Origin of the sequence: Caulobacter sp. BE254 (assembly GCF_031457295.1) — a bacterium.
Lineage (GTDB): Bacteria > Pseudomonadota > Alphaproteobacteria > Caulobacterales > Caulobacteraceae > Caulobacter.
The window spans coordinates 77,233-100,670 of the sequence record NZ_JAVDWJ010000013.1; the positions used below are offsets into that span (position 1 = coordinate 77,233).

At 70.3% G+C, this 23,438-nt stretch carries 24 protein-coding genes; 13 read left to right on the forward strand and 11 right to left on the reverse strand.

What is annotated here, in order from left to right:
• Positions 1-4: 4 nt before the first annotated feature.
• Positions 5-790, reverse strand: a complete 786-nt coding sequence (locus J2X41_RS20110; protein WP_310084923.1) for an IclR family transcriptional regulator — start codon at positions 788-790, stop codon at positions 5-7.
• A 165-nt stretch (positions 791-955) separates the two neighbouring features.
• On the opposite strand from J2X41_RS20110, the gene J2X41_RS20115 reads away from it, so the two are divergent.
• Both J2X41_RS20115 and J2X41_RS20120 read left to right on the forward strand, forming a co-directional pair.
• Positions 956-1,150, forward strand: a complete 195-nt coding sequence (locus tag J2X41_RS20115; protein ID WP_310084926.1) for a hypothetical protein — start codon at positions 956-958, stop codon at positions 1,148-1,150.
• A gap of 2 nt (positions 1,151-1,152) precedes the next feature.
• The gene (locus tag J2X41_RS20120; protein WP_310084929.1) at positions 1,153-1,383 is read left to right on the forward strand and encodes a hypothetical protein; all 231 of its coding nucleotides are present in this window, start codon (positions 1,153-1,155) and stop codon (positions 1,381-1,383) included.
• Positions 1,384-1,438: 55 nt separating this feature from the next.
• On the opposite strand, the gene J2X41_RS20125 is transcribed toward J2X41_RS20120, so the two are convergent.
• A complete protein-coding gene (locus J2X41_RS20125; protein ID WP_310084932.1) occupies positions 1,439-2,164 on the reverse strand; it encodes a glutathione S-transferase family protein in 726 nt (241 codons plus the stop codon).
• A gap of 120 nt (positions 2,165-2,284) precedes the next feature.
• Between J2X41_RS20125 and J2X41_RS20130 the strand changes: the two genes are divergently transcribed.
• On the forward strand, positions 2,285-3,007 hold the full coding sequence (locus J2X41_RS20130; protein WP_310084934.1) for a YafY family protein: 723 nt from the start codon (positions 2,285-2,287) through the stop codon (positions 3,005-3,007).
• A gap of 699 nt (positions 3,008-3,706) precedes the next feature.
• On the opposite strand, the gene J2X41_RS20135 is transcribed toward J2X41_RS20130, so the two are convergent.
• From J2X41_RS20135 to J2X41_RS20145, 3 genes are all read right to left on the reverse strand, one after another.
• On the reverse strand, positions 3,707-4,696 hold the full coding sequence (locus J2X41_RS20135; RefSeq protein WP_310084937.1) for an alpha/beta hydrolase: 990 nt from the start codon (positions 4,694-4,696) through the stop codon (positions 3,707-3,709).
• A 79-nt stretch (positions 4,697-4,775) separates the two neighbouring features.
• Complete coding sequence (locus tag J2X41_RS20140) at positions 4,776-5,582, reverse strand: RNA methyltransferase (protein ID WP_310084939.1); 807 nt, start codon at positions 5,580-5,582, stop codon at positions 4,776-4,778.
• A gap of 17 nt (positions 5,583-5,599) precedes the next feature.
• Entirely contained in the window at positions 5,600-6,871 is a 1,272-nt protein-coding gene (locus J2X41_RS20145; protein ID WP_310085065.1) for an MFS transporter, read from the reverse strand.
• Here J2X41_RS20145 and J2X41_RS20150 point away from each other — a divergent pair.
• Both J2X41_RS20150 and J2X41_RS20155 read left to right on the forward strand, forming a co-directional pair.
• Positions 6,804-7,043: a hypothetical protein gene (locus J2X41_RS20150; RefSeq protein WP_310085074.1), complete on the forward strand. Its 240-nt coding sequence runs from the start codon at positions 6,804-6,806 to the stop codon at positions 7,041-7,043. The genes J2X41_RS20145 and J2X41_RS20150 overlap by 68 nt on opposite strands.
• Before the next feature lie 43 nt (positions 7,044-7,086).
• A complete protein-coding gene (locus J2X41_RS20155) occupies positions 7,087-8,142 on the forward strand; it encodes a LacI family DNA-binding transcriptional regulator (RefSeq protein ID WP_310084942.1) in 1,056 nt (351 codons plus the stop codon).
• On the opposite strand, the gene J2X41_RS20160 is transcribed toward J2X41_RS20155, so the two are convergent.
• Positions 8,099-9,655: a TolC family protein gene (locus J2X41_RS20160; RefSeq protein ID WP_310084945.1), complete on the reverse strand. Its 1,557-nt coding sequence runs from the start codon at positions 9,653-9,655 to the stop codon at positions 8,099-8,101. The two genes, J2X41_RS20155 and J2X41_RS20160, sit on opposite strands and share 44 nt — an antisense overlap.
• A gap of 110 nt (positions 9,656-9,765) precedes the next feature.
• Here J2X41_RS20160 and J2X41_RS20165 point away from each other — a divergent pair, with 110 nt between their 5' ends.
• The 3 genes from J2X41_RS20165 to J2X41_RS20175 all read left to right on the forward strand — a co-directional run bounded on the left by J2X41_RS20165 (position 9,766) and on the right by J2X41_RS20175 (position 13,037).
• The gene (locus J2X41_RS20165; RefSeq protein WP_310084948.1) at positions 9,766-10,449 is read left to right on the forward strand and encodes an ABC transporter ATP-binding protein; all 684 of its coding nucleotides are present in this window, start codon (positions 9,766-9,768) and stop codon (positions 10,447-10,449) included.
• Positions 10,446-11,657: an ABC transporter permease gene (locus J2X41_RS20170; protein WP_310084951.1), complete on the forward strand. Its 1,212-nt coding sequence runs from the start codon at positions 10,446-10,448 to the stop codon at positions 11,655-11,657. The genes J2X41_RS20165 and J2X41_RS20170 overlap by 4 nt, the downstream gene beginning before the upstream one ends.
• 69 nt (positions 11,658-11,726) lie before the next feature.
• The gene (locus J2X41_RS20175; RefSeq protein ID WP_310084954.1) at positions 11,727-13,037 is read left to right on the forward strand and encodes an efflux RND transporter periplasmic adaptor subunit; all 1,311 of its coding nucleotides are present in this window, start codon (positions 11,727-11,729) and stop codon (positions 13,035-13,037) included.
• Positions 13,038-13,150: 113 nt separating this feature from the next.
• Here J2X41_RS20175 and J2X41_RS20180 read toward each other — a convergent pair whose 3' ends face one another.
• The 5 genes from J2X41_RS20180 to J2X41_RS20200 all read right to left on the reverse strand — a co-directional run bounded on the left by J2X41_RS20180 (position 13,151) and on the right by J2X41_RS20200 (position 18,952).
• The gene (locus J2X41_RS20180; protein ID WP_310084959.1) at positions 13,151-13,624 is read right to left on the reverse strand and encodes an activator of alkane oxidation; all 474 of its coding nucleotides are present in this window, start codon (positions 13,622-13,624) and stop codon (positions 13,151-13,153) included.
• A gap of 249 nt (positions 13,625-13,873) precedes the next feature.
• Complete coding sequence (locus J2X41_RS20185; protein ID WP_310084962.1) at positions 13,874-14,398, reverse strand: RNA polymerase sigma factor; 525 nt, start codon at positions 14,396-14,398, stop codon at positions 13,874-13,876.
• 80 nt (positions 14,399-14,478) lie between these two features.
• Positions 14,479-17,451 (reverse strand): TonB-dependent receptor, encoded by a 2,973-nt coding sequence (locus J2X41_RS20190; protein ID WP_310084964.1) that lies wholly within the window; start codon positions 17,449-17,451, stop codon positions 14,479-14,481.
• A 154-nt stretch (positions 17,452-17,605) separates the two neighbouring features.
• Positions 17,606-18,220 (reverse strand): TetR/AcrR family transcriptional regulator, encoded by a 615-nt coding sequence (locus J2X41_RS20195; protein WP_310085068.1) that lies wholly within the window; start codon positions 18,218-18,220, stop codon positions 17,606-17,608.
• A gap of 117 nt (positions 18,221-18,337) precedes the next feature.
• Positions 18,338-18,952 (reverse strand): TetR/AcrR family transcriptional regulator, encoded by a 615-nt coding sequence (locus J2X41_RS20200; protein ID WP_310084967.1) that lies wholly within the window; start codon positions 18,950-18,952, stop codon positions 18,338-18,340.
• Positions 18,953-19,269: 317 nt separating this feature from the next.
• Here J2X41_RS20200 and J2X41_RS20205 point away from each other — a divergent pair, with 317 nt between their 5' ends.
• From J2X41_RS20205 to J2X41_RS20225, 5 genes are all read left to right on the forward strand, one after another.
• A complete protein-coding gene (locus J2X41_RS20205) occupies positions 19,270-20,130 on the forward strand; it encodes a metal-dependent hydrolase (protein WP_310084970.1) in 861 nt (286 codons plus the stop codon).
• Positions 20,127-20,531 carry a DUF2147 domain-containing protein gene (locus tag J2X41_RS20210; protein WP_310084973.1) on the forward strand — a complete coding sequence of 135 codons (405 nt, stop codon included), beginning with the start codon at positions 20,127-20,129 and terminating at the stop codon, positions 20,529-20,531. Before J2X41_RS20205 ends, J2X41_RS20210 begins: the two co-directional genes overlap by 4 nt.
• Before the next feature lie 130 nt (positions 20,532-20,661).
• Positions 20,662-20,982, forward strand: coding sequence for a hypothetical protein (locus J2X41_RS20215; protein WP_310084974.1), 321 nt, complete (start codon positions 20,662-20,664; stop codon positions 20,980-20,982).
• Between the two features lie 51 nt (positions 20,983-21,033).
• Positions 21,034-22,278 carry a TolC family protein gene (locus J2X41_RS20220; RefSeq protein WP_310084977.1) on the forward strand — a complete coding sequence of 415 codons (1,245 nt, stop codon included), beginning with the start codon at positions 21,034-21,036 and terminating at the stop codon, positions 22,276-22,278.
• On the forward strand, positions 22,275-23,435 hold the full coding sequence (locus tag J2X41_RS20225) for an efflux RND transporter periplasmic adaptor subunit (RefSeq protein ID WP_310084979.1): 1,161 nt from the start codon (positions 22,275-22,277) through the stop codon (positions 23,433-23,435). The genes J2X41_RS20220 and J2X41_RS20225 overlap by 4 nt, the downstream gene beginning before the upstream one ends.
• Positions 23,436-23,438 lie beyond the last annotated feature (3 nt).

Here is a 23,438-nt window from a genome sequence, read left to right on the forward strand (position 1 = left end):
CCCGCTATCCCGCCGAGTTCAGCCGGGCGGGGTTGAAGCCCAGGGCCGTGCCGATCTCCAGGGCGGCGGCCTTCACCCGCGGCGTCAACTCGGCCATCCGCGCCTCGTCCATATATTGCGGCACGCTGGACAGGCTGACGGCGGCGACGATCGCGCCGCTGGCGTCGCGGATCGGGGCGGCGATGCAGCGGATGCTGTCCAGGCCGTCGTCCAGGTGCAGCGCGTGGCCGACCTGGCGCGCCGCCTCCATCTCGCGGAAGAACGCCGCCGCCGCCGGCGACTGCGGATCGTCGACAAACAGCCGCGACCAGCGCTCGGGCGGCGCGTCGATCAGCAGCGCCCGGCCCAGGGCGGTGTCGCGGACGCGGTTGCGATCGCCGACCCGGTGGCGGACCTCTAGCCGGCGGCGCCCCGGCGCCTGGCCGACATAGAGCACCTCGTCGCCGGCGATCGTGCCCAGGTTCGTGGCGTCCTGGGTCTCGGCGGACAGGGCGGCCAGGATGGGCCTGGCGACCTCGGCCAGGCCCAACCGCTCGCGAGCCTGGTGGCCCAACTGCACCAGCCGCCCGCCCAGCCGGTAGTCCCGTCCCACCGACGACAGCAGACCGCGATCGACCAGCGCCGAGGCCAGACGATGGGTGGTGCTGCGGGTCAGGCCGACCCGCGCCTCGAACGCCTTGAGACTATGGGCGCCCTCCGCGACCGCCTCCAGGATGTCCAGCGCCCGATGCAGGGTCTGGCTGGCCCGATCCGAGGCGGCGGAGGCTTGAGGCGCGACTGTATCTGACAAGGCGGCATCCTATCCCGAACACGCTCCTAGATAGCACCGGAACGCCGATTCCGAAGATGTTCGTGGAGGATGCGGGTCCGAAATCTTCGAGCCGCCGGGCAAGCTGGACGCTGGGAACGCCCGTCCCTCCGATCGGTTTGAAAAGGGCAGACATGGAGGAAACCAATGTCCAAAGCCCCGCCCATTCCATCCGAGCAGCGCGCCTTCAAGGGTCAGAAGCCGGCGATCGAAGGCCAAGGCGGTCGCGACGACCTGCAGTCTCCCGATCCGGGCAACGCCGACGTGAACCTCAAGGCGCAGGGTCGCCACGGCAATCTGACCCAGAACACTTCTCGCTCCGGCAACGTACAGGATCGCTGACCATGCCCGACAAGAACCCCGCCGCCGACCGCTGGGGCGGCCCCGGCGCCAGCCACGAGAACGCCAAGCAGCCGCGCCCCGACCCCGTCGTCAAGGATCCGGACGATCCCGACCGCTACAGCCGCCACAGCAAGGTGTCGGGCGGCGGCGGCGAGTCCGACGTCCATCACGCCCACGCCGCCAACCGCAAGGACGACTTCGAGGCCAACGACGCCCAGAAGAAGAAGCACTGAGTCTCGAGAAGCGCCGCCCGTCCCGGCGAACAGGGGATGAGCGGCGCGCTTCGGCCTAGGCCGCGCGGCTCATCTCCGGCGCGAATTCCGGATAGTACCCGGCCATCATCCGCTCGGCGTAGCCCACCAGGTTGGGCAGGCTCTCGGCGCGGCGGCGCAGGGGCGAGTCGAAGAACGGCGTCAAGATCTGGGCCAGCATGGCGAAGACGATGGCGTCGACGCTGGTGGGCCGGTGGCCCATCATGAACGACTTGTCGCCCAGCATCTCCGACAGGGCCGTCAGCGACCAGGCGCCCAACTCCACGATCTCGTCGGGCGAGTGGCGGCCGATGCCGACGGCCTTGAGGTTGGACTGCACCGCGCCCAGCAAGCCGTCGATGGCGTCGGCGCGCGCTTCGCCGGGCAGGCCGTCGAACCAGCGGGCCGCCCCCTTGGCGAAGTTATCGTCGTCGAAGAACCGGAAGTGGCAGCTGGCCCAGCCCAGGTGGTTCTCGACCATCCGCTCGATCGCCCAGGCCTGGCCCCGCTGGGCCTTGCTGAGGCCGGCGTCCAGGTCGACGCCGTAGCTGCGCTCGATATAGGCGCGGATGAAGGTGGAATCGGCGACCTTGACGCCGTCGTCGTCGATCCACGGCAGTTGCCCCTTCGGCGAGGTTTCCGGATGGGCCGGGACCTTCTGGTACCAGAGGCCGGCCATCTTCAGGTGGATCTCGGTCTTGGTGACATAGGGGCTGCCTTCGGGGAGGCCGTAGGCGGGTCCGGCGGCGTAGAGCGTGATCATGGTGGTCTCTCCCTGCTGAGCCGCCCGCGTGTCCCTTGAAGACGCCGTGTTGCGACAATCAGACGCTACCGCCATGCTGCTGCCAGCATGCTGTCAGCATCGGTCGAGCAGAGTGGCTTCATGAGACGCGCCGAACGCCTTTTCCAGATCATCCAGATCCTCCGCCGCAGCCGCCAGCCGGTGACGGCCGACGCCATGGCGGTGGAGCTGGAGACCTCCAAACGCAGCGTTTATCGCGACATCGCCGCCTTGATCGGCCAGAGGGCGCCCATCCGCGGCGAGGCGGGCGTCGGCTATGTGCTGGAGGCCGGATACGACATGCCGCCCCTGATGCTGACACCCGACGAGATCGAGGCCGCCGTGCTGGGGGCCCAGTGGGTCGCCGGGCGCGGCGATCCGGTGCTCGCCACCGCCGCCAACGACCTGATCGCCAAGATCGCCGCCGCCGTGCCCGAACAGCTGCGCCCCTATGTGCTGACCCCCGCCACGGGGACCGGCATGAACTGGAAGGCCCTGCCCGACGGCATCGACATCGCCCAGACCCGAGCCTGGATCCACGCCGGCCGCAAGATCCGCCTGGACTATCGCGACGAGAAGGGCGCGGTCAGCCAGCGCGTCGTCTGGCCGGTGACCGTGGGCTATCTGGAAACCGTGCGCCTGCTGATCGCCTGGTGCGAGTTGCGCAACGACTTCCGCAACTTCCGCACCGACCGGATCGAGGGAGCCGAATTCCTCGACGAACGCCACGGCCAGCGGCCGGGCGTGCTGCGGAGCCGCTGGCAACGAGCGCTGGAGGAGGAACGCAAGCGCTGGGCGGCGAAGGGCGAGGGCTGCGGGCCGTAGGATACGAATGTCCGCTTCCGACCCGAAGCGGACGTTGGTGGGTGGCGCCCTGCAGCTATGTCGATCGATTCCTCGACGACGTTTTCCGACAGCTAGGGGCAAGGGCCAATTCGATGGCCAGTCAACACAGATCGGATATGGGTAAGGCCGAAAAATTGAAGATCAATGTCGGCGACACCATCAAGCCGTCCATCTCTGACAAGCCCGACCACGTATTCCGTGCCCCGACCTGGTATTGCGAAGCCGCCAAAATAAGTATTTTTTGCGCTGAACCGTCCATGAGAGTCGATTTTGAACCGTGGCTGGTTGTGCGGGGACCAAGAATATAGAGATCTCAGAATAATGCTTTTGCTATTATTCGTTACGCAATTTCTCGAACCATATTTGTGTCCTATCCAACTCTTGACGTGTCTGCCTATATCTGAGTCGCTGGCTTGAGCATTGGATGCGTCAACAATTTCATATGTGATTTCCCAATAACCTTCGAGCGTTGACCCGGCGCTTCGTGCAGCCGCGGCGTCACCGGCCGTTGCCACGATGAACGCCGCTGCCAAGCCCATCCGTGCTCCGACGTGCCTCATTGAGATCTCCCACAGGAGACAGTTACAGCTGTAAACTCTCGCGTCCACCGAAATTGGAGGTTCTAGTTCCACACATAGCGGACGTCCGGAGCGTCGCCTCAGCAAGCGGCGTCGCCGTTCAAACCCCATGCCGCTTGGCGAAGGTCTCGAACAAGGTGGGCCACGCCGCCACCGGCTTGCCGTCGATCGAGCGCAGGCCGAAGCCGTGGCCGCCCTCCTCGAAGACGTGCAGCTCGGCCGGGACCGCCTTGGCCTTCAGGGCGGTGAACATCATCAGGCTGTTGACCACCGGCACGGTCGTGTCGTCGGCGGCGTGCACCAGGAACACCGGCGGGACGTGGTCGGTGACGTTCTGGTCGGGCGAATAGAGCGCTACCTGCTCGGGCGTCGGCGACGGGCCCAGCAGTTGCTTGCGCGAACCGGGGTGCGCGGCCCCCCCGGCCATCGACACCACCGGATAGATCAGGGCCGACAGGTCGGGTCGCGCCGACAGGTCGTCGGCGGCGTCGACGCGGTCATAGACCTTGGCGTCGAAGCGGGTGGTCAGGCTGGCGGCCAGGTGCCCGCCGGCCGAAAAGCCCATGATCGACACCCGGGCCGGGTCGAACCTCATCGCCGCCGCCTTCGAGCGGGCCAGGCGCACGGCGCGCTGGGCGTCCTGCAGCGGCGTATCGGGGCCCGCGCCCCAGCGGTCGCCGGGCAGGCGGTAGAGCAGGACGAAGCAGGTGTAGCCGCGGTCGGCCAGCCAGCGGGCCGTCTCGAAGCCCTCCTTGTCGCTGACCACGCGCTCGTAGCCGCCGCCGGGCATCAGCACCACCGCCGCGCCATTGGCCTTGGCCGGACGAAACACGGTCAGGGTCGGTTTGCGGGTGTGGGTCGTGGCGCGGTCGGGCAGGCCGCCGGCGACGGTGCGGTCGATCAGGGTCTCGACGCCGGTGACGCCGGCCGAGCCGGGCGGGTCGCCGGGCCACAGGGGCAGGACTTCGGTCGGATCCGTCGGGGCCTTCGCGGCTTGGGCGGGCTTTGGATCGGCCAGGGCGGCGCCGCCCAGCAGCGATGTCAGCAGGCCGCCCGTCAGGCTGGCCAGGGTTCCCCGGCGATTGAACATGCGACCTCCCTAAGCGACGCGGCGCGAGCCTAGGGCGAGGCCGGCCTTCCGGCAAGCCACCGGTGTCATCCCCGACGGCTCAGGCCTTCGCGAACCTCAGGTGATGCAGCACGATCCCGCTGGTGGTGGCCACGTTCAGCGAGTCGAAACCGTTGGCCATCGGGATGCCGACGGTCCGCACGCGATCCAGGACGGCGCGCGACAGCCCCGGCCCTTCGGCCCCCAGCAGCACCGCCGCCCGGGCCGGCGGGGTCAGCGCCGCCAGGGTCTCGCCGGCGGCCGGACTCAGGGCCAGGCCCTGGAAACCTTGGCGGGCCAGCAGGGCGACCACGTCCTCGCCGCGCGCCAGCCAGGCGGTCGGAACGCTGAGCGTCGCGCCGATCGAGACCCGGATGGCCTTGCGGTAGAAAGGATCGCAGCAGTCGCCGTCCAGGATCACGCCGTCGACGCCGAACGCGGCGGCGTTGCGGAAGATGCCGCCCAGATTGTCGTGGTTGGCGACGCCCATCAGCACCAGCACCACCGCGCGGGGCCCCGTTCGCGCCAGCAGGGCGTCGGCCGACGGCGGCTCGGGCTTGGCCCCGACCGCCAGGACGCCGCGATGCAGGTGGAAGCCGGCGATGGCGTCGATCACCGCCTGGCCGGCCACGTGCACCGGAACCTCGGGCGGCAGGCCCGCCAACACCTCGCCCAGCTTGTCGATCCGCTTGCCGTCGATCAGCAGCGACCGCACCCGCTGGGGCGCATCGCGCACGAAGGCCCGCAACACGGTCTCGCCCTCGGCGATGAACAGCCCCTGGCGGCCGACCAGGTCGCGCTCCTTGATGTCGCGATAGGCCGCGACGCGCGGATCGTTCGGATCGTCGATGGGGATCAGGTCGGGCACGAGGCTCTCGAAAAAGACTACCGCACGCCCCGTATCGGAAGGATGGCCAGACCGCCAGCCGCCGCCAGCCCCGCCGCCACCAGATAGAGGGCGTGATAGTTGACGTGGGCCGGGCCCAGCACCCACATCGCCAGGATCGGGGCCATGGCCTGGGGCAAGGTGTTGGCCAGGTTGATCACCCCCAGGTCCTTGCCGGCGTCCTTCTGCGAAGGCAGCACCTGGCTGACCAGGGCGATATCGACGGCGTAGTAGCAGCCCACCGCGCAGCCGAAGATCACGAAGCCCGCCACCACGATCGGCCAGCCCGGCACCAGCGAGAACACCAGCATCGCCGCCGCCAGGCCCATGGCCGCGCCGGCCGCGAACAGCTTGCGGCGTTTGAGGCGGTCCGACAGCATGCCGCCCAGCATGCCGCAGGCGATGTTGGCGCAGGTGGCCACGGTGGTCAGTAGGGCCATGCCCTGCTCGGCGCGCTGTCCGGGGAACAGCTGCGTGTAGTGCAGCGCGTCCTGCAGGTAGAACAGCATGTAGCACTGGGTCAGGGTGATCGCGACCAGCACCATGAATCGGCTGACCCAGGCCAGGGCGAAGTCGGGATGGGCGCGCGGATCGATCCAGAACCCGGCCAGGAAGCTGCGCCAGTCGAACGGCGGCCGCTCGCCCGGCGGCAGCGGCGGGTCGTTCAAACTCAGGGCGAACGGGGCGATGGCGACCAGCAGCACCACGCCGATGGCCACGTAGCGCGAGGCTTCGCCAACCAGCAGGCCGCCGACCAGGATCGCCCCGGCCATGGCGCCGATCGGGTGTCCCAGGCTGAGGAAGGCCGCCACCCTGCCCTTCTGGGCGTCGGGCACTCGATCGGGCAGCACCGCCAGCAGGGCCGCGAACAGCAGATTGAAGGCCAGCTGGAAGCAGACGACGCCCGCCATCAGCTGGATTGCGCTGTGGGCCATCATGATCAGGAAGTACGACGCCACCGTGCCCAGCGCGCCGACCACCATCCAGGGGCGACGGCGGCCGAAGCGGGAGGTGGTGCGGTCGCTGATCGCCCCGGCCAGCAGGTTGGCCAGGCTGGCGCTGATCGAGCCCAGGATGGCCACCTGGCTCAGCACCACCGCCTTGCCAGCCGAATCGATGGCCTCGGCCTTCAGCGGCAACAGCACCTGGAACAGGGGCATGAAGCTGACATAGGCCCCGATCTGGGCCAGGGTGAAGGCGGCGATGAAGCTGGGCTTCACCGGTAGCGTCGGCCTTGCCCTGTCGATTCCCACCGCCTCCGCCACTGTCATCATCATCCCCCGACGCGCGATCTCCGTCGCGATTGGCTCGGACACTGGCCTTCCGCGCCGGGCGACACAAGGCGCGAGCGGCGACAAAGCCGACATCGCGGCGCTCGACCGCGCTTTTTTGGATTCCGAACGTCGCCTTATGGCGCGCAGTTGCTCTAGGCTGGCGGCATGAAGATGAGTCCACCCCATCAGGACCTCGGCGAACGGGCAGGCCCATGGCGTCGGTGACGATCTACGACGTGGCGGCGCGCGCCGACGTGTCCATCAAGACCGTCTCGCGGGTCATGAACAACGAGCCCAATGTTCGGCCGCAGATGCGCGAGCGCGTGCTCGAGGCGGCCGGCGCCCTGGGCTACGCGCCCAACCTGTCGGCCCGCAGCCTGGCTGGCTCGCGCTCGTTCGTGATCGCCGTCTTCGTCGACGCCTCCCTGACCCTGGACCACTGGCGCAGCGAGCGCGGCTCGGACTACCTGCAGCGCATCCAGCTGGGGGCCACGGTCGAGACCCGAGGCGCGGGCTACCACCTGCTGGTCGAGCTGGTCGACCACGACGGCCCGCGCGTACGCCAGGAGGTCGGCGCCCTGCTGGCGGCCCTCAAGCCCGACGGGGTGATCCTGACTCCGCCGTCCTGCGACAACGCGGTGGTGCTGGAACTGCTGGACAAGGCCGGCACGCCCTATGTGCGGCTGGGTCCGGAAAAGCCCGAGGGGCTTGGCCCCCGCGTGCACATGGACGACGTCGCCGCCGCCCGCGAAATGACCGACCACCTGATCGGCCTGGGCCACACGCGGATCGGCTTCATCACCGGCGACCAACGCTACGGCGCCAGCCAGGCTCGGCGCGAGGGCTACGTCGCCGCCATGAAGGCGCGCGGCCTGAAGGTCGACAAGGCCTGGATCCAGCCCGGCGACTTCACCTTCGAGTCCGCCCACAAGGCCGCCGCCACCCTGCTGGCCCTCGACCAGCGGCCGACGGCGATCTTCGCCAGTTCCGACGAAATGGCTCTGGGCGCCCTGGCGGCGGCGGCCGAGGCCGAACTTTCGTGCCCGGGCGACCTTTCCGTGGCCGGCTTCGACGACAGCCCTGTCTCGCGCCTCAGCCGCCCGCAACTGACCACCATCCGCCAGCCGCTGGTGGAGATGTCGACCCTGGCCACCAAGATGCTGATCAACGGCGTGGCCCGCAACGCCGAGGCCGGAACTCGGCCCCGCGACGAGCTCCTGCCCTTCACCCTGATCCATCGGGCCTCGACCGCGCCGCCGAAGGGGTGAACCTCACGGCTTGGAGGTCGATCTTCCAGGTGTCGAGCGTCGCGCCCAGCTGCTGGTCCAGGGTGGTCAGGGCGTTGAGGTAGTTGATCGAGGCGCTTAGCGCCTGCAGGTCGGCCGAGCGCAGGTTGGCCTCGAAGGTCAGCAGCTCGAAATTCGAGGCCCGGCCGGCGCTCAGCTTCTCGCGTTCCAGCTCCAGGGTCTTGGCCGCCAGGTCGCGCGACAGGCGCGTGGCCTCCACCTGGCGCCAGGCCAGCTCCACGCCCTGGACGGCGTCGCGCACCTGGGCCTCGACGGCCTGGCGCAGGTCGTCGAGCCGAAGTTCCTGCGTCCGCACCAGAGTTTCGGCCTGGATCTCGGCCTGGCGCGGGCGGTAGTCGCCCAGCGGGATGCGGAACTGCACCCCCACGCCGCCGCTGGTGCGCGGCAGGCCGGTCCCGGCCAGCGGCGCGCCGGTGATCGGATCGTCGAACAGGTCGCCGCGCTCGGTCTGGCGCTGCACCGACCCGTAGACCGACACGTCCCACAGCCGGTTGTTGCGGGCCAGGATCAGGCCCTGGCGCGCCTGCTCGACCGCCCGCTTCTGCGACAGGAAGTCCGGGCGGTTGTCCAGGGCCGAGGCGATCGCCTGGTCCAGGTCGACCGCCAGGGGCTTGGCGTCCAGGGCGTCGGCGGCGACCACGTCGGTGTGCAGGTCGACGGCCAGCAGGGCCAGCAGCGCGATCTGGGCGCTGTTGCGCTGCTGCTCGGCCTGCAGCAGGGCCACCTGCTGGGCAGCGATGTCGGCCTGGGTCTGGACGATGTCGGCCGCCGCCATCCGCCCGGCGTCGATCAGCGCCTGGTTGGTGGCCAACTGGGCGCGGGAGCGCTCCAGCGACTGACGGGCGATCACCAGCTGCTGCTGGCTCTGGACCAGGTTGCGATAGGCCAGGATGATCCGGCTGACGGTGTCCGACACCGTCGCCTTCAAGGACAGTCGGTCGATGGCGTCCTGGAGCCGGGCCAGGCGCACGGGGGCGGCGTTGACGGCCAGGCCGGCGCCGCGCAGCAGGGGCTGGCTGACGCCGAGGGTCGCCACCTGCGTCGTCAGGTCGTTCCCGCCGCTGCGCACGGTCTGGCGCGCCCAGCCGAAGTCGAACTGCGCGCCCGTGGGGACCAGCCACGAGGCGCTCGGGTTCAGTTGCAGGGTCGAACCGCGCAGATCGCCGGCCCGCGTGGCCTCGGCCGAGCCGGTGATCGCCCCGATCGGGCGAAAGCGGGTCTCGGCGACGAACAGGTCGTACCTCTCGGCCGCCCGGACGACATAGGCCGACTTGATCGTGCGGTTGTCGCGCAGGCCCAGGAACACCGCGTCGGCCAGGCTGAGCGTCAGGCGCGGGCCGACCGCCGCGGGCGGCGGCCGAGCCGGCGAGGCGACGGGCGCCTGGGCCCAGGTCGGCGAGGCCAGGGCCAGGGCCAACGCGGCCGCGACCGGCGGCCATCCCGCGAGGCGCTGTGAGGAGCGAGGTTCGGCCACCCGATACGCAGACATCCTCGCGTCACCCGACGAACGATATTGACACTGAAGTCAACAAAACACGCCCTGGGCTCTTGTTCAAGTTGCGTGGCCGCGCGCAAGATGACCGGGTGCTGGAAGTCCTCGACCTGACCAAGACCTACGGCCCGCCCGACCAGGCCACGCCCGTGCTGCGCGGCGTCAGCTTCGCGGTCGAGGCGGGATCGTTCTGCGCGGTCGTCGGCCCGTCGGGTTCTGGCAAGAGCACCCTGATGAACATCATCGGCCTGCTGGACCGGCCCACCAGCGGCGTCCTGCGGCTGGACGGCCTCGACGTGGCGTTCGGCGACCGCGCGCGGGAGGCGCGCTTCCGCGGCGCGGCGATTGGCTTCGTCTTCCAGTCGTTCAATCTGCTGCCGCGCCTGAACGCCTGGGAGAACGTGGCCCTGCCCCTGGTCTATGCCGGCGTTTCGGCCCGCGAGCGCGAGCTGAGCGCCCTGGCCATGCTGGACCGGGTGGGCCTGTCGCATCGCGCCCAGGCCCGCCCGTCCGAGCTGTCCGGCGGCCAGCGCCAGCGCGTCGCCCTGGCCCGCGCCCTGATCCGCCAGCCCCGCCTGATCCTGGCCGACGAGCCGACCGGCAGCCTCGACAGCGTCACGGCCGGCGAGGTCATGGCCCTGCTGCGCGACCTGAACCAGCGCCTGGGCGTGACCGTGCTGATGGTCACCCACGACAAGGACCTGGCCGCGCGCTGCGAGCGGCGGATCGAGGTGCTGGACGGCCGGGTGGTCGCCGACACGGCGACGACGGCATGACCGCTCCGGCCTCCCCTTCGTCCCGTACGGCCCTCCGGATCTGGACCCAGTCGGGCGCCGAGGCCCTGGCCAACCTCCTGGCCCAGCGGCAGCGTTCGGCCCTGGCCCTGCTGGGCATCCTGATCGGCGCCGCCTCGATCGTGGCCATGCTGACCATCGGCCACATGGCGCAGCGCGAGACCCTGAAGCTGTTCGCGCACATGGGCGTGGACATCATGCAGATCCACGCCAATCCCGTCGGGCCCTTTCCCGCGACCATGGACCGGGCGGCGATCGAGGCCCTGCCCCGCACCGATCCGGACGTCGAGGCGGCCCTGCCGATGGCGATCGATCGGGCGACTGTGGCGATCGGTCCCGCCAGCCAGGACGCCGGAATCATCGCCGTCGCGCCCAATCTGCCCGACCTGGTCCGGCTGTCGCCGGCCCGCGGACGGCTGTTCGCCCCCGCCGACGAGGGCAATCTGGTGGCCGTGCTGGGCGCCGACACGGCCGCGGCCCTCTCCACCCCCGGCGCGCCGGCGGCGCCAGGCTCGAAGATCCGCATCCGAGGCTATGTGTTCACCGTGGTCGGCGTGCTCGACCGCGTGGCGTTCACGGCCATGGACCCGACGGACTATAACACCGCCGTGCTCGTGCCGCTGGGCGACGCGGCGCGGATCATGGCCACGCCGGAGCCGAGCACCGCGCTGCTGCGCGTGCGCCCGGGCGCGGACGCCAAGGCCGTGGGCGGGCGGCTGGTCGCCAGGCTGGCCAACCCGACCTCGGCCCCGCAGGCCGTGAGCGCCCAGGAGCTGATCCAGAGCCTGAACGCCCAGAAGGCCATCCATAGCCGCCTGCTGACGGCGATCGGCGCGATCTCGCTGCTGGTCGGCGGCATCGGGGTAATGAACGTCATGATGATGGGGGTGATGGAACGGCGGCGCGAGATCGGCCTGAGAGCGGCCCTGGGTGCGACCCCGCGCGACATCCAGGCGATGTTCCTGATCGAGGCGGGAATCCTGGCTTTGATGGGGGGCCTTGTCGGCCTGGCGTTCGGCCTGCTGGCCGCCTTCGCGGCGGCCAAGGCCTCGGGCTGGACCTTCAGCCTGTCGGCCTACGTCCTGCCCCTGGGACCAGGGCTGGCCGCGGTGGTGGGGATGATCTTCGGCTTCTATCCGGCCCTCAGGGCCTCGCGACTGGACCCGATCGTGGCGCTGCGCGAAGAGTAGACGGTCGGCGCTCGCCAACTACTGACATTGTTGTAGACGGCGACGCGACGTCGATCCTAAGGTTGAGCCATGGCGGCGCGCGTACAGGCCCTGGCGATCTGGCGGTCCCGAAGATGGACGGTCGTGGCGGCCGTGTCCGGGGTCGCGATCCTGGGGCTGTGCGTCGCCCTGGCCCCGCGTCGCCCCGCCGGCCCCGATCCCGGCGCGGCCCAGACCCAGACGCTTTCGCCCCGCCCCTTCGTCGCCACGCTCGGCCTGGTCGGTTCGGTGGTTCCCGGCGACAGCGTCGACGCGGTCGCCCCGTTCGACGGCATCGTGCGGCGCCTCGGCTTCGAGTACGGGACCGAGGTCGCGGCGGGCCAGATCCTGGTCGAGCTGGATCCCGCCGAGATCGGCCAGCGCCGCAACGAGGCCGAGGCGGCCTATCTGAAAGCGGCGAAAGCGTCCGAGACCCTGGCCGACTGGTCCAGCGGGACCGAGGTCGCGCGCGCCCGCCGGGCGGTGGACGCCGCGGTCCTCGACCTCGCGGACCTCGAGCGCAAGACGGCCGAGACGAAAGGCCTGCTGGACCGGGGACTGGTGGCGCGCGGCGAGTATGACGGCCTGGTCCAGCAAAGGCGGAGCCAAGAGATGGTGCTGGCGGGCGCGCGGCAGGACCTGGCGGCCGTGCTCGCCCAGGGCGCGGGCTCCGCTCGCCGCGTGGCGGCCCTGGAGCTCGACAACGCGCGCGCCCAACTGGCCCGCCTGGACGGCCAGGCGGCCGGGGCGCTCGTCCGGGCGCCCGAGGCGGGCGTCATCGTCAGGCCGGTCGGCAAGGGCGAGGATGCCGAACCCCTGCACGCCGGCCAGACGGTGACTCGGGGCCAGCTGATCGGCTCGATCGCCCGGGCCGGCGGCCTGGCCGTGGCCTTTCAGCTCAGCGAGACCGACGCCAACCGGGTGCAGCCGGGCATGGCCGTGACGGTCAGGGGTCCAGGGTTCGGCGGCCTGACGGTCGCCGGCCACGTGTCCTCCGTCGCTGGACAGGCCGCGGTCCCGGCGACGGCCGGCGGACCTCTGGCCAGCTTCCCGGCCGTGGCCCGCCTCGACGCCCTGACGCCCGAACAGGCCAAGGCCATCCGCATCGGCATGACGGCCAATGTCACGGTTGACCTCTATCGCAATCCGGCCGCCCTGGTGGCGCCGCCCGCCGCGATCCAGGGCGCGGCGCCGGCCGCCTGGGTCAAGGTCCAGGATCCGCGTGGCGGACCGCCGCGGACCGTTCCCGTCCAACTGGGGCGGATCGCGCCGGACGGGGTCGAGATCGTCTCGGGGGTGAAGGCCGGCGACGTGTTGGTGTGGTCGACGCCCACGGCCGGGGCCGCTTCCCCCGCACAGTGACCCCGCCCCGACCCTCGAGCAAAAAAAGCGCCCTGACGACGGAGTCGTCAGGGCAGGACCGGTCCTGCGTCGCTGGGGTAGGGGAAAGGCGACGTCTCCGGAGAGCGCGTGATTTAGGGGACGATGGTCAGGGGCGGGCTGGTCTGGACCGAGCCGTTGATCGCGCAGTCCGGGCTCAGGGTCTGGTTGTCGAAGGTGATCAGGCCCCCCGCGCTGACCGAGACGTTCACTGTGCTCGGACCACAGGTGCCGAACAGCGAAGCCGTCACCGCCACGCCGGTGATGGTGGCCGCGCCGGCGCCAGTGCCCGTCCCCGAAGTGGCGGTGGCGTTCCAGGTGCCGGTCTTGTGGATCAGCCCGCACAGGCCGCCGCCGCCGCTGAACGTGGCGGTGTCGATCACGCCGAGGCCGCCCGTGGTGTGGCCGGTGAAGTTGGCCGTGCAGGGGATGGTCAGCGAGCCCTTCTTCAGGCTGGTGGTGCCGGTGCCCGTGAACGTACCGTTTGCGGGGCTGAACGACGCGGCCGAGGCCGAGGCGGCGAAGGCTGCCGTGGCCAGCAAGGCGACGGCGGAAGCGAAGATTTTCATGGCGTTTCCCTAGTATTCTGAGGCGCTAAAGCACCGTTTTGACGATTATCTCGCCTATTGGATTAGACGTGTCAGAATAGAATTAGGGGGGTATGTCTCTCAAAAATATTCACCCATAGGTTACGAAATATATTTTCTGCACTTTAGCGAAATCAAGGCGCAGAAAAACACCGATAGGCTTGGAAAACCTTTCGGCATGAACTCACCATACTCCCCTCGCGAATATCGTTTTCCCGCGAACGACGCGGATCACGCCCCCTTCAAGGCCTGGTCGAGATGGGCGTGGGCGCGGCGCAGGAGCTCCTTGACGGAGTCCTTCGAGATTCCCATGCGTTCGGCGACCGCGCCGTAGCTGAGGTCCTCCATGCGGTTGAGGCGAAAGGCCATGCGGGTGCGCGGCGGCAGGCGCTCGATGACGGCCATGGCGCGGGCGTAGTCCTGCCGCGCGCCCACGATGCGCTCGGGCGACAGGTCCTCGGCGGCCTCGGACCATTCGGCGAACGAGCGCTGCAACTCGGCCGCCCGAACGCCCAGCCGCCGGATCCGGCTGACCAGGACGTTGTGGGCGACGGTGAACAGATAGCGCTCGACCTCGACGATCGGCGTTTCAAGCCGGGCCGCCTGGACGCGCAGGAACACGTCCTGCACCAGGTCCTCGGCGTCGGCGCGTGGAGCCCGGCGCGCGAAGTAGCGCCGAAGGCGGGGCCCGTGGACAGCCATCCAGGCGCCCAGGTCGGGCCTGGTCGGTGCGGGGTCCGCCGGGGGCGCGGACATGCGGGGTAAGGCCATCGTACGAACTCCGGCACAAGGGCGGCGCCCGCCCCGCGGCCGGGACGGGCGCCGCGGGGTTTGGATCAGAATCGCTTGCGGATGCTGGCGCCGATCATTCGCGGATCCAGCGTGAAGACGTTGGTGGTCAGGGCGGTGTCGTCGCTGTTGATGAAGGCCCCGGTGATGGGCGTGTCGTTCAGCAGGTTCTTGGCGTAGAGCTCGAACTCCAGACCGTCGTCCGGCTTGGCCAGGGTCAGGCGCAGGTTGACGTTGTACCAGCCGTGCAGCTTGTCGATCGCATCCTCGTAGACGCGGGCCCAGGATTGCGACTGGTGGTAGACGTCGCCGTGCACCCCGCCGACCCAGCCGCCCGACAGCGGCAGGGCGTAGTCGACGCTGATCGACTGGGTCCACTTGGGCTGGTTGGGCAGGCTGTGGCCCGACACGTCGGCATAGAAGCCGCGGCCGCCGTTGGGCAGGTCGGCCTCGGTCGGGGCCGGGAACAGGAACAGGCCCAGGATCGAGCCGGGGCAGACGGCGCTGAGGCTGGCGTAGTCGGGCAGGCCGAAGGCGGCGTTGGTGGCCAGCAGGCTGGCGACATAGCTCTTGGAAACGACGCAGTTGGACGGCAGGAACGGGCTGCCCTTCATCACCGTGAAGTCGGTGTTGCCCTGGGTGCGGTTCTCGACGTCGATCGACCTGGAGCCGTCGGCCAGCTTGCTGCCCTGGTAGCCCAGGTTGACGGTCAGGCGCAGGTCGCGGGTCGGCCGCCAGGCGGATTCCAGCTCCAGCCCCCAGATCCGGGCGTCGAAATTCTCGTTGATCGCGGTGCGGTCCTGGATCTGCGAGACCTGGTAGCCCTTGTAGTCATAGTAGAAGGCCGCGCCGTTCAGCGTCAGGGCGCCGCCCAGCAGGGTGTTCTTCGCGCCCAGTTCGAAGGCGTTGACATATTCGGGCTTGAAGGTGTCGGGGTAAGAGGTCAGCTGCACCAGCGGCGGCAGGCCGGGCAGGAACGGCTCGTCGCTGTAGCCGATGGCCGGCGGGTTGGCGCCGCCGCCCTTGTAGCCGCGGTTGTAGAACGCATAGACCAGGGTCTGGTCGGTGAACGACAGCTTCGGCGACCAGTCCAGGCCCAGCCGCCCGGTCACCGCGCCCCACTTCTGCTTGATGTCCTCGCCGATCGGATAGCCGCCGTCGACCGTGCCGCCGTTCGAGGACGACAGCAGCACCTGGGTCGGCACCGGCGTGAAGGTCTTGCGGTCGCGAGTGTAGCGCAGGCCGGCCGTCAGCTTCAGGTCGTGGGCGAACTCGTAATAGAGCTCGCCGAACACCGCGGCCGACTTGACCTTGTAGATGTTCTTGCTGCGGAAATAGTTGTGGCCCAGGCCGTCGATCTGGTCCAGCGGATGGGGGTCGATATAGATGCAGCCGGTCGTGCCGTCCGGCGCGATCGTCGGCGTTGAGCCGTCGAACGCGGTTCCGCACTTGGTCGGGTCGAGGCTGTTGTTGCCGTAGCCGCTGCTCTGGGCGATGGCCGAGACGATGTTGAAGAAGACGTAGTAGTCCTCGGTCGTGCGATAGTCGGTGTAGTTGCCGCCGAGGCTGAAATTGACCGGCCCGTCGAAGGCCGACGACAGGCGCAGTTCCTGCGAGACCTGGCGGCTCTTGGCGCGTACCTGGTCCAGACCGGCGATCGTGCTGGAACAGCCCAGCTGCGGATCGCAGTAGACGCCGCCCGGCGTCAGGTTGGGGGCCGGAGCGCCGGGCACGATGCTGTTGTCCAGGCCGGTGGAGTCGTTGAACACCCCGGGTAGGGTGTTGAAGCGGTTGTAGTCCTCGCTGGAGAAGTAGTGGTCGCGGTTGTAGGCCGTCTGCGAGGTCAGGGTCAGGTTCGGCGCCAGGTCGATGTCGACGTTCAGCTCCAGCACGTCGGCCTTGGCTCGGTACTTCGGGTCGAAGATCGACGAGATGCGCCGCAGGTCCTTGGACTGCATCATGCCGCCATAGGGGTCGGCCACCTTCATCAGGTTGACGGGACCCGACACGCCGTCGGGATTGAGCCCCAGCACGGCGGTGTTGGTGACCGAGGCCAGGACGAACGGGATCGACAGGCCATTGGGCGTGCCATAGGCGGCGTCATCATAGAGCGAGGCGTTCTGGCAGCCCTGGCTGAAGAAGGCGCTGGCCTGCGGGCTGAGCGTGAAGCCGCCCATGGTCTGCGGGCCCGGATCGCGGGTGCACAGCTGCTTGGTGCTGCGGGCCCGGCTGTCGTTCTCGCTGAAATGCTCCCAGATCAGGGCGCCGCGCACCGCCTCGACCGGCTTGAAGCCCAGGGTGACGCGGGTGGAATAGAGGTCGCGACCGTCGATCTTGTTGCCCGTGACATCGTTCTCGGCGAAGCCGTCGCGCTGGGTCGAGGCGCCGGCCAGGCGCAGGTCCAGCTTGTCGCCGGCCAGCGGAATGTTGACGAAGCCGCTGAGCCGGCGGCTGTCATAGTCGCCGACCTCGCCCTTGATCTCGCCTTCGAAGACGTCGGTGGGCCGGGCCGAGATGATGTTGACCGCGCCGGCGGTGGCGTTGCGCCCGTACAGCGTGCCCTGCGGGCCGCGCAGCACCTCCACCCGCTCGACGTCGAAGAATTCCTGCTCGAAGAAGCGGTTGCGGATGAAGGCCGTGCCGTTGAAGTTGATCGACACGCCAGGGTCGGTCGAAACCGACACGGCCTGGGTGCCGATGCCGCGGATCGTCAGGTTCACGCCGCTGAAGTTGGTCTTGGTGAAGCTGACGTTGGGGATCGCCTTCAGCAGGTCGGGCCCGCCCTCGATCTTCGCCGCGTTGAGCGCCTCCTGCGAGAAGGCCGAAATGGCGATCGGCACGTCCTGCGCGGCCTCTTCCTTGCGCTGGGCGGTGACGACCACCTCGTCGACAAGGTTGGACCTGGCCGACGCCGCCGCCGGTCCCTGGGCCTGAGCCTGGGCCAACCCGGCCGACAGGATGACGGCCACGGTGGAGACCCCGGCGATCCAACAGACGCGCGCACGGATGCGTTGAGACATATCCCCTCCCAAGGGTCCTCTCCCCCGACGGGGCGGACATCAAAAGCGTTTCCTCGCCGCGCTTTTTTACCGGAGTCGCCTGCGGCGGGGCGCTCCTCACCCTAAGGATGCGTCTATTCACCTAGGTGTCAATACTTATTGACGCTGGTGTTGATTATTCGATCAGGGCCGGGAGCAAGTTGGCGGCCAAGCGGCGCACGGCGTCGCGGTCGCGACCGAGCATTTCACGCAAGGGTCCCCCGATCACCGCGTCGCCGAAGGCGCACAGGGTGATCAGCAGCAGGGCCGAGGGGATGTGCCGGGGCGGATCGTCGCCGGAGGTCAGGACCTTCTCGTTCAGCGCCGCGACCAGGTCGACGACCGCTTCGCGCACGGGCTCCAGATGCTCGTAACGGTTGGACAGGGCGATCCACGCCGCCAGGTGTCCCGCCCCGCCTTCGTCGAAGGCCGCGAACACGATGTCCACAACGGTTCTGGGCGCTCGCTCGTCGGAACGGACATGGGCCACGGCCGACTCCAGCGCCACGGCCAGGTCGCGGACCATCGCGCCCATCAGGGCCGATTGCAGCTCGGCCGCCGAGCCGAAATGATGGATCAGGGTGCCGTGGGTGACGCCAATGTCCTGGGCCACGGCCTGCAGGGTCAGGCTGTTGGGACCGCCGGCGATCAACAGCTTGCGGGCGCTGACCAGGGCCTGGGCGCGGGCCTCGTCGGGGGATCGCCTCCGCCGAACGGCCTGCTCGTCCTTCGCCTTGCCCGCCTCCGCCATGACCGTCACTATTTATATTGAAGTCAACGACAGCATGGGCGACATCCGCATAGGATGTAAACCCGTCGCGGTTGACCCCGCGTCAGGCGTCTCTCGACCGGGCCAAAACAGGCCGGATCAGAACAGGAAAGTCGGCAGCAGCCGGGCCACGATCTTGCGGCCGGCGTCATCCTCGCGATCGAGCATGTCGCGCAGGGGCGCGCCGATCACCGCGTCGCCAAACGCGTATAGCGCGATGAACAGCACCGCCGAGGTGACGCGGTGATGGGTCTGCTCGCCCTCGGCGGCGAAGGTCTCGCAGATGGCGTCGACCAGGTCGCGCACGGCGGCCCGGACCGGTTCCAGGTGCTGGAGGTCGCCGGACAGAGCGATCCAGGCGGCCAGGCGCCCCGCCCCGCCCTGGTCGAAGGCGTCGAACACCGCGTCGACCAGCGCCCGGGGCGCGCCGGGGTTCGAGCGCAGCTGCTCCACGGCCGCGCCCAGGGCGTCGGTCAGGTCGCGGACCATCGATTCCATCAGCGCCGACTGCAGGCCGGCCGCCGACCCGAAGTGATGGATCAGGTTGGCGTGGGTCACGCCGATCTCGTCGCCCACCGCCTTCAAGGTGACGGCCGTCGGCCCCGAGGTGATCAGCAACCGCCGCGCCGACACCAGCGCCTCGCGGCGCGCGACCTCGGGCACCCGGCGCCGACGCTTGGCGGTCGTCCCGATTTCAGGACCTTCTATTGACATCAATGTAACTTACATGCATGTAGATATCGTCGGGCGTCGATATATTCCGCGGTCCGACGGCGATCTGGGCGGTCCAGAATCGTCGCCTTATTGACAGGCAGTTTAGGAGAAGTTGCCGCCATGGCCCAGGCCTTTCCATGCCATGCCGCCGCGACGACCGGGATGTGGCCGGGAAACCGGGCGGTCCCCGACGCGCTCCGCGGCCGCCTGACCCATCCCTTTCATCCCGTGCGGAGCCCGGTCGCGCCCGGCGCGTGACGCTCCCCGCCTCCCAAACCCCCGCCGCCGTCGACGACGGCGCGCCAGGAGCCCCCTTCATGAGCAAGCTGGACAAGACCCCGTCGGACCTCGACATCCGCGCCCGCGACATGGCCTTCGGCCGCGACACGCACGCGGGCCGCTGGTGGCTGGGCGGCGACCCGGTGGGCACGGCCTTCTACAACGCCCTGTCGGTGACCTTCCCCCAGGGCGAACGGTTCTTCATGGACGCGGTCCGCCACTATCGCAACGTGGCGCCGCCCGAACTGCGCCAGCAGATCGCCGGCTTCCTGGCCCAGGAGGCGATGCACACCCGCGAGCACCTGTTCTTCAACAAGCAGGTCGCCGACCACGGCTTCGACGTCGCGGCGATGGAGCAGCGCACCCGCGACCGCCTGGCCTTCGCCCGCAGCCGGCCGCCGCTGCAACAGCTGGGCGCGACCGTGGCGCTGGAGCACTTCACCGCCATCCTGGCCCACGCCCTGCTGGCCGATCCGCGCCACCTGGACGGCGCTTCCGACGAAGCCAAGGCCATGTGGCGCTGGCACGCCATCGAGGAGGTCGAGCACAAGGCCGTCGCCTACGACACCTTCATGCTGGCCGCCGCGCGGCTGCCGGCCTGGCGGCGCTGGACCCTGCGGACCATGACCATGATCGCCGCCACCCGCCTGCTGTTCGCGACAGTCGGCAGCAATATCGGCGACATCTTCACCGCCGACGGGATCAACAACACCCGCAGCTGGCGACGGCTGTTGCGCTTCATGCTGGTCAAGCCGGGCATGCTGAGACAGGTGCTGTGGGCCTACCTCGCCTACTTCCGGCCGGGCTTCCACCCGTGGCAGCACGACGACCGGGCGCTGATGCGCCAGGCCGAGCAGGACCTGTCGGCCTCCTATGCGCCGGCCGAGGCGGTGGCGTGATCGCCGCCCTGGCCCTCGCCGCAGGGCTGAGCCCGCAGGCGGCCGACGTGACGGGGCTGTGGAACGCCCCCGGCGACGGCGGCTCGACCGTGCGGTTGGAGCGCTGCGACGACGGCCTGTGCGGCTATATCGTCATCTCGCCGCACATCCGGGCCGACCCCGGACAGAAGGACATCCGCAACCGCGATGCGACCCAGCGGGGACGGCTCCTGCGCAACCTGATGTTCATGAAGGTCCGGCCGACCGGACCGGGCCGCTGGGGCGACGGCTGGGTCTACAACCCCGAGGACGGCGGCACCTACAAGGGCGTCATGACCTTGCGCCCGGACGGCCTGCTCAGCCTGAAGGGCTGCGTCGTCGCGCCCTTCTGCAAGACCCAGACCTGGCGCCGCGCGAGCTGAGCCTGAGCGACGCGCCCGCCGCCCGCTCGCCGGCTGTGTAATCATGTAACGCGTTCTCAAGTCGGGCGGCCGAAGCTATAGGACGGCCATGCGGCGAACGATGACATGGTGGCGGAACCTGGGGGGCCTGATGGCCGCCTGCGTCCTGGCGCTGCTCGTCGTCGCGCCCTCGGTCAGCCTGGCGGCGTGCATCTACGACGACGCCGCGCCCGTCGCCGAGACGAGCCTGACCGGCGCCCAGGCCGTCCAGGGCGACCTGCAGGACCACGGCGCGCCCTGTGAGTCGGCGTGCTGCGTGGGCGGCCATTGCCACCATGGCGGGGCCATGCTCGACGCGCTGGTCGCGACGATTTCCGCACCCATGCTCGCCGCCTCCGCGCACCTCGGGATGTCCGCCCCGGCGCTCGCCTCGCGCACCCTCTCCGGCCCCGACCGACCGCCTCGCGGCTGACGGCCCGCGCGCCTTCCGCGCGCCGTCGTCCATCCATCGCGAGGAATTCTCATGCCGTCGAACCGATGGCCGCTACATGCGGCCTTGGCCTGCGTCGCGTCCGGGGTGCTCTGCACGTCGGTCGCGGCCCAGACCGCCCCGCCCTTCCCGATCCTGCTGAAGCAGGCCCAGACCTCGGCGCCCTGCCTGGCGCTGGGCGTCGCCGAGACCCGCGCGGCCGAGGGCCTGGCGGTCCAAGCCGCCGCCCGTCCCAACCCGACCCTCGGCCTGGTGGTCGAGAACGCCGCCGGCTCGGGCCCCTACAAGGACTTCGGCCGCGCCGAGACCACCCTGTCGATCGAGCAGCCGCTGGAGCTGGGCGGCAAGCGCGCGGCGCGAACCTCGGCGGCCCAGGCCGACCTCGCCGCCGCCCAAGCGCGCGCCGCCCTGGGACAAATAGACTTCGCCCGCGACCTCATGCTGGCCTACGCCAACGCCGAGGCGGCGCAGCAGCGCCTGGCCATCGCCCGCGACAGCGTCGACCTGGCCCAGGCCGACGCCAGGGCCGCCCGGCTGCTGGTCGACAACGGCAAGGAGGCCCAGGTCCGGGCGGTCCAGGCCGACGCCGGCCTGGCCACCGCCCGCGCCGAACTGGGCACGGCCGGGGCCGAGGCCGAGACCGCCCTGGCCCGCCTGAGCGCCCTGACCGGCTCGCCAGAGCGCTACGCCGCCGTGGCGGGCGGCTTACTGGACGCCGTTCCGCCGCCCGCGCCGCCGGAGCCGGCCTTCAGCCCGGCCATCGCCGCCGCGCGGGCCGAACGCGACGCCGCCGAGCGCCGCGTCGCCGTGGAGCGCGCCCGCCGCGCGTCCGATCTCGCCCTCAGCTTCGGCGTGCGCCGGTTTCAGGACGAGGACGCCACGGCCGCGGTCTTCGGGATCTCGGCGCCCCTGCCGCTGTTTGACCGCAACCGTGGCGCGGTCGCGGCGGCCACGGCCAACGCCCAGGCCGCCCAGGCCCGGCTGGCCATGACCCAGGCCGAGCAGGATGGCGATCGCCGCGCGGCCGCCGCCCAGGCCGCGGCCGCCGACCAGACGCTGGACGCGTCGTGGCAGGCGGAAACCGCCGCCGCCGAGGCCCATCGCCTGGCCAGGATCGGCTATGACGCCGGCCGGCTGCCGCTGTCCGAACTGCTGGCCGCCCGCCGCGACCTGATCGCCGCGCGAGGACGCGCCGTCGACACCAAGCTGGCCCGCGTCAAGGCGCTGGCCGACCTCGCCCGCGCCCAAGGTCATGTTCCGTTCGGAGATCAGCCGTGATCGCTCGTCGCTCCCTCATCGCCTCGGCGGTCGCTCTGATCGTCGCCGCCGGGCTCGGCTTCGGCGCCGCCCAAGTGTTCCAGGACCGTCCGGCCGCGCCCGCCCCTGCTCCCGAGGAGGAAGGCGCCGAGCATGGCGGCCATGGCGAGACCGGCCTGGTGCCGCTCAAGCCCGCCGACGCGGCGGCGGCCGGCGTTTCGGTCGTCACGCCGGGGCGCGGCGGCGGGGCCGACATCCTGCTGCCCGGCCGCGTGACCCTGGCCGCCAACGCCCTGGCCGCCCTGGCCGCGCCGGTGTCGGGGGCGGTGGAGCGCGTGCACGTCTCGGCCGGCGCGGCGGTCGCCGTCGGCTCGCCGATCGCCACCTTGCGCAGCGCCGACGCCGCCTCGGGCCGCGCCAGCCTGGACGCCGCCGCGGCCGGCGCCCGGGCCGCCCAGGCCGCAGCGAGCCGCGACCGCCGCCTGTTCGAGGCCGGCGTGGTCGCGCGCCAGGACTGGGAAGCCAGCCAGGCCGCCGCCGAAAAGGCCCAGGCCGACCACCGCGCCGCCCAAGCCCAGGTCCGCGCCATGGGCGGGCCCGGCGCCAACGGCGTCGCGATCCTGCGCAGCCCGATCGAGGGCGTGGTGACGCGGATCGAGACCCAGGTCGGCGGCTTCCTGACCCAGGGCGCCCTGGTCGCCGAGATCGCCGACGCGAGCCGCGCCGAATACGTCTTCGACGCGCCCGCCGCCGCCGCCGACGCGATCCGGCTTGGCCAGGTGATCCATGTGCAGACCCCGGACGGCCAGGAGGCCGCGGCCACGATCAGCGCGGTGGCGCCCGGCGCGTCCGGGGGCAACATCGCCGTCGTTCGCGCCACGCCCTGGGGCAAGACCGCCCCCGTCGGGTCCGTCGTCTCGGCGCGGGTGATGACGGGCGCTAACGCCGGCGGCGCGATCATCGTGCCCAGCGAGGCGATCCAGACCGTCGAGGGCCGCCCGGTCGTCTTCGTGGTCGAGGCCGGCGGCTTCCGCGCCACGCCGGTGACCCCCGGACGGGTCGCCGCCGGCTCCACCGAGATCCTGCGCGGCCTGGGCGGAACCGAACGCATCGCCGGCAAGGGCGCCTTCCTGCTCAAGGCCGAACTCGGCAAGGGCGAAGCCGGACATGAGGACTAAGCC

Excerpts from the sequence above, each read along its gene's own strand:
- J2X41_RS20150 (WP_310085074.1), top strand. The coding sequence starts at position 6,804 with ATGAAGCTGGGCTTCACCGGTAGCGTCGGCCTTGCCCTGTCGATTCCC.
- J2X41_RS20115 (WP_310084926.1), top strand. The coding sequence starts at position 956 with ATGTCCAAAGCCCCGCCCATTCCATCCGAGCAGCGCGCCTTCAAGGGT.
- J2X41_RS20120 (WP_310084929.1), top strand. The coding sequence starts at position 1,153 with ATGCCCGACAAGAACCCCGCCGCCGACCGCTGGGGCGGCCCCGGCGCC.
- J2X41_RS20185 (WP_310084962.1), bottom strand. The coding sequence starts at position 14,398 with ATGTCCGCGCCCCCGGCGGACCCCGCACCGACCAGGCCCGACCTGGGC.
- J2X41_RS20190 (WP_310084964.1), bottom strand. The coding sequence starts at position 17,451 with ATGTCTCAACGCATCCGTGCGCGCGTCTGTTGGATCGCCGGGGTCTCC.
- J2X41_RS20205 (WP_310084970.1), top strand. The coding sequence starts at position 19,270 with ATGAGCAAGCTGGACAAGACCCCGTCGGACCTCGACATCCGCGCCCGC.
- J2X41_RS20195 (WP_310085068.1), bottom strand. The coding sequence starts at position 18,220 with ATGGCGGAGGCGGGCAAGGCGAAGGACGAGCAGGCCGTTCGGCGGAGG.
- J2X41_RS20155 (WP_310084942.1), top strand. The coding sequence starts at position 7,087 with ATGGCGTCGGTGACGATCTACGACGTGGCGGCGCGCGCCGACGTGTCC.
- J2X41_RS20175 (WP_310084954.1), top strand. The coding sequence starts at position 11,727 with ATGGCGGCGCGCGTACAGGCCCTGGCGATCTGGCGGTCCCGAAGATGG.
- J2X41_RS20170 (WP_310084951.1), top strand. The coding sequence starts at position 10,446 with ATGACCGCTCCGGCCTCCCCTTCGTCCCGTACGGCCCTCCGGATCTGG.
- J2X41_RS20130 (WP_310084934.1), top strand. The coding sequence starts at position 2,285 with ATGAGACGCGCCGAACGCCTTTTCCAGATCATCCAGATCCTCCGCCGC.
- J2X41_RS20135 (WP_310084937.1), bottom strand. The coding sequence starts at position 4,696 with ATGTTCAATCGCCGGGGAACCCTGGCCAGCCTGACGGGCGGCCTGCTG.
- J2X41_RS20200 (WP_310084967.1), bottom strand. The coding sequence starts at position 18,952 with ATGTCAATAGAAGGTCCTGAAATCGGGACGACCGCCAAGCGTCGGCGC.
- J2X41_RS20125 (WP_310084932.1), bottom strand. The coding sequence starts at position 2,164 with ATGATCACGCTCTACGCCGCCGGACCCGCCTACGGCCTCCCCGAAGGC.
- J2X41_RS20145 (WP_310085065.1), bottom strand. The coding sequence starts at position 6,871 with ATGACAGTGGCGGAGGCGGTGGGAATCGACAGGGCAAGGCCGACGCTA.
- J2X41_RS20220 (WP_310084977.1), top strand. The coding sequence starts at position 21,034 with ATGCCGTCGAACCGATGGCCGCTACATGCGGCCTTGGCCTGCGTCGCG.
- J2X41_RS20180 (WP_310084959.1), bottom strand. The coding sequence starts at position 13,624 with ATGAAAATCTTCGCTTCCGCCGTCGCCTTGCTGGCCACGGCAGCCTTC.
- J2X41_RS20215 (WP_310084974.1), top strand. The coding sequence starts at position 20,662 with ATGGCCGCCTGCGTCCTGGCGCTGCTCGTCGTCGCGCCCTCGGTCAGC.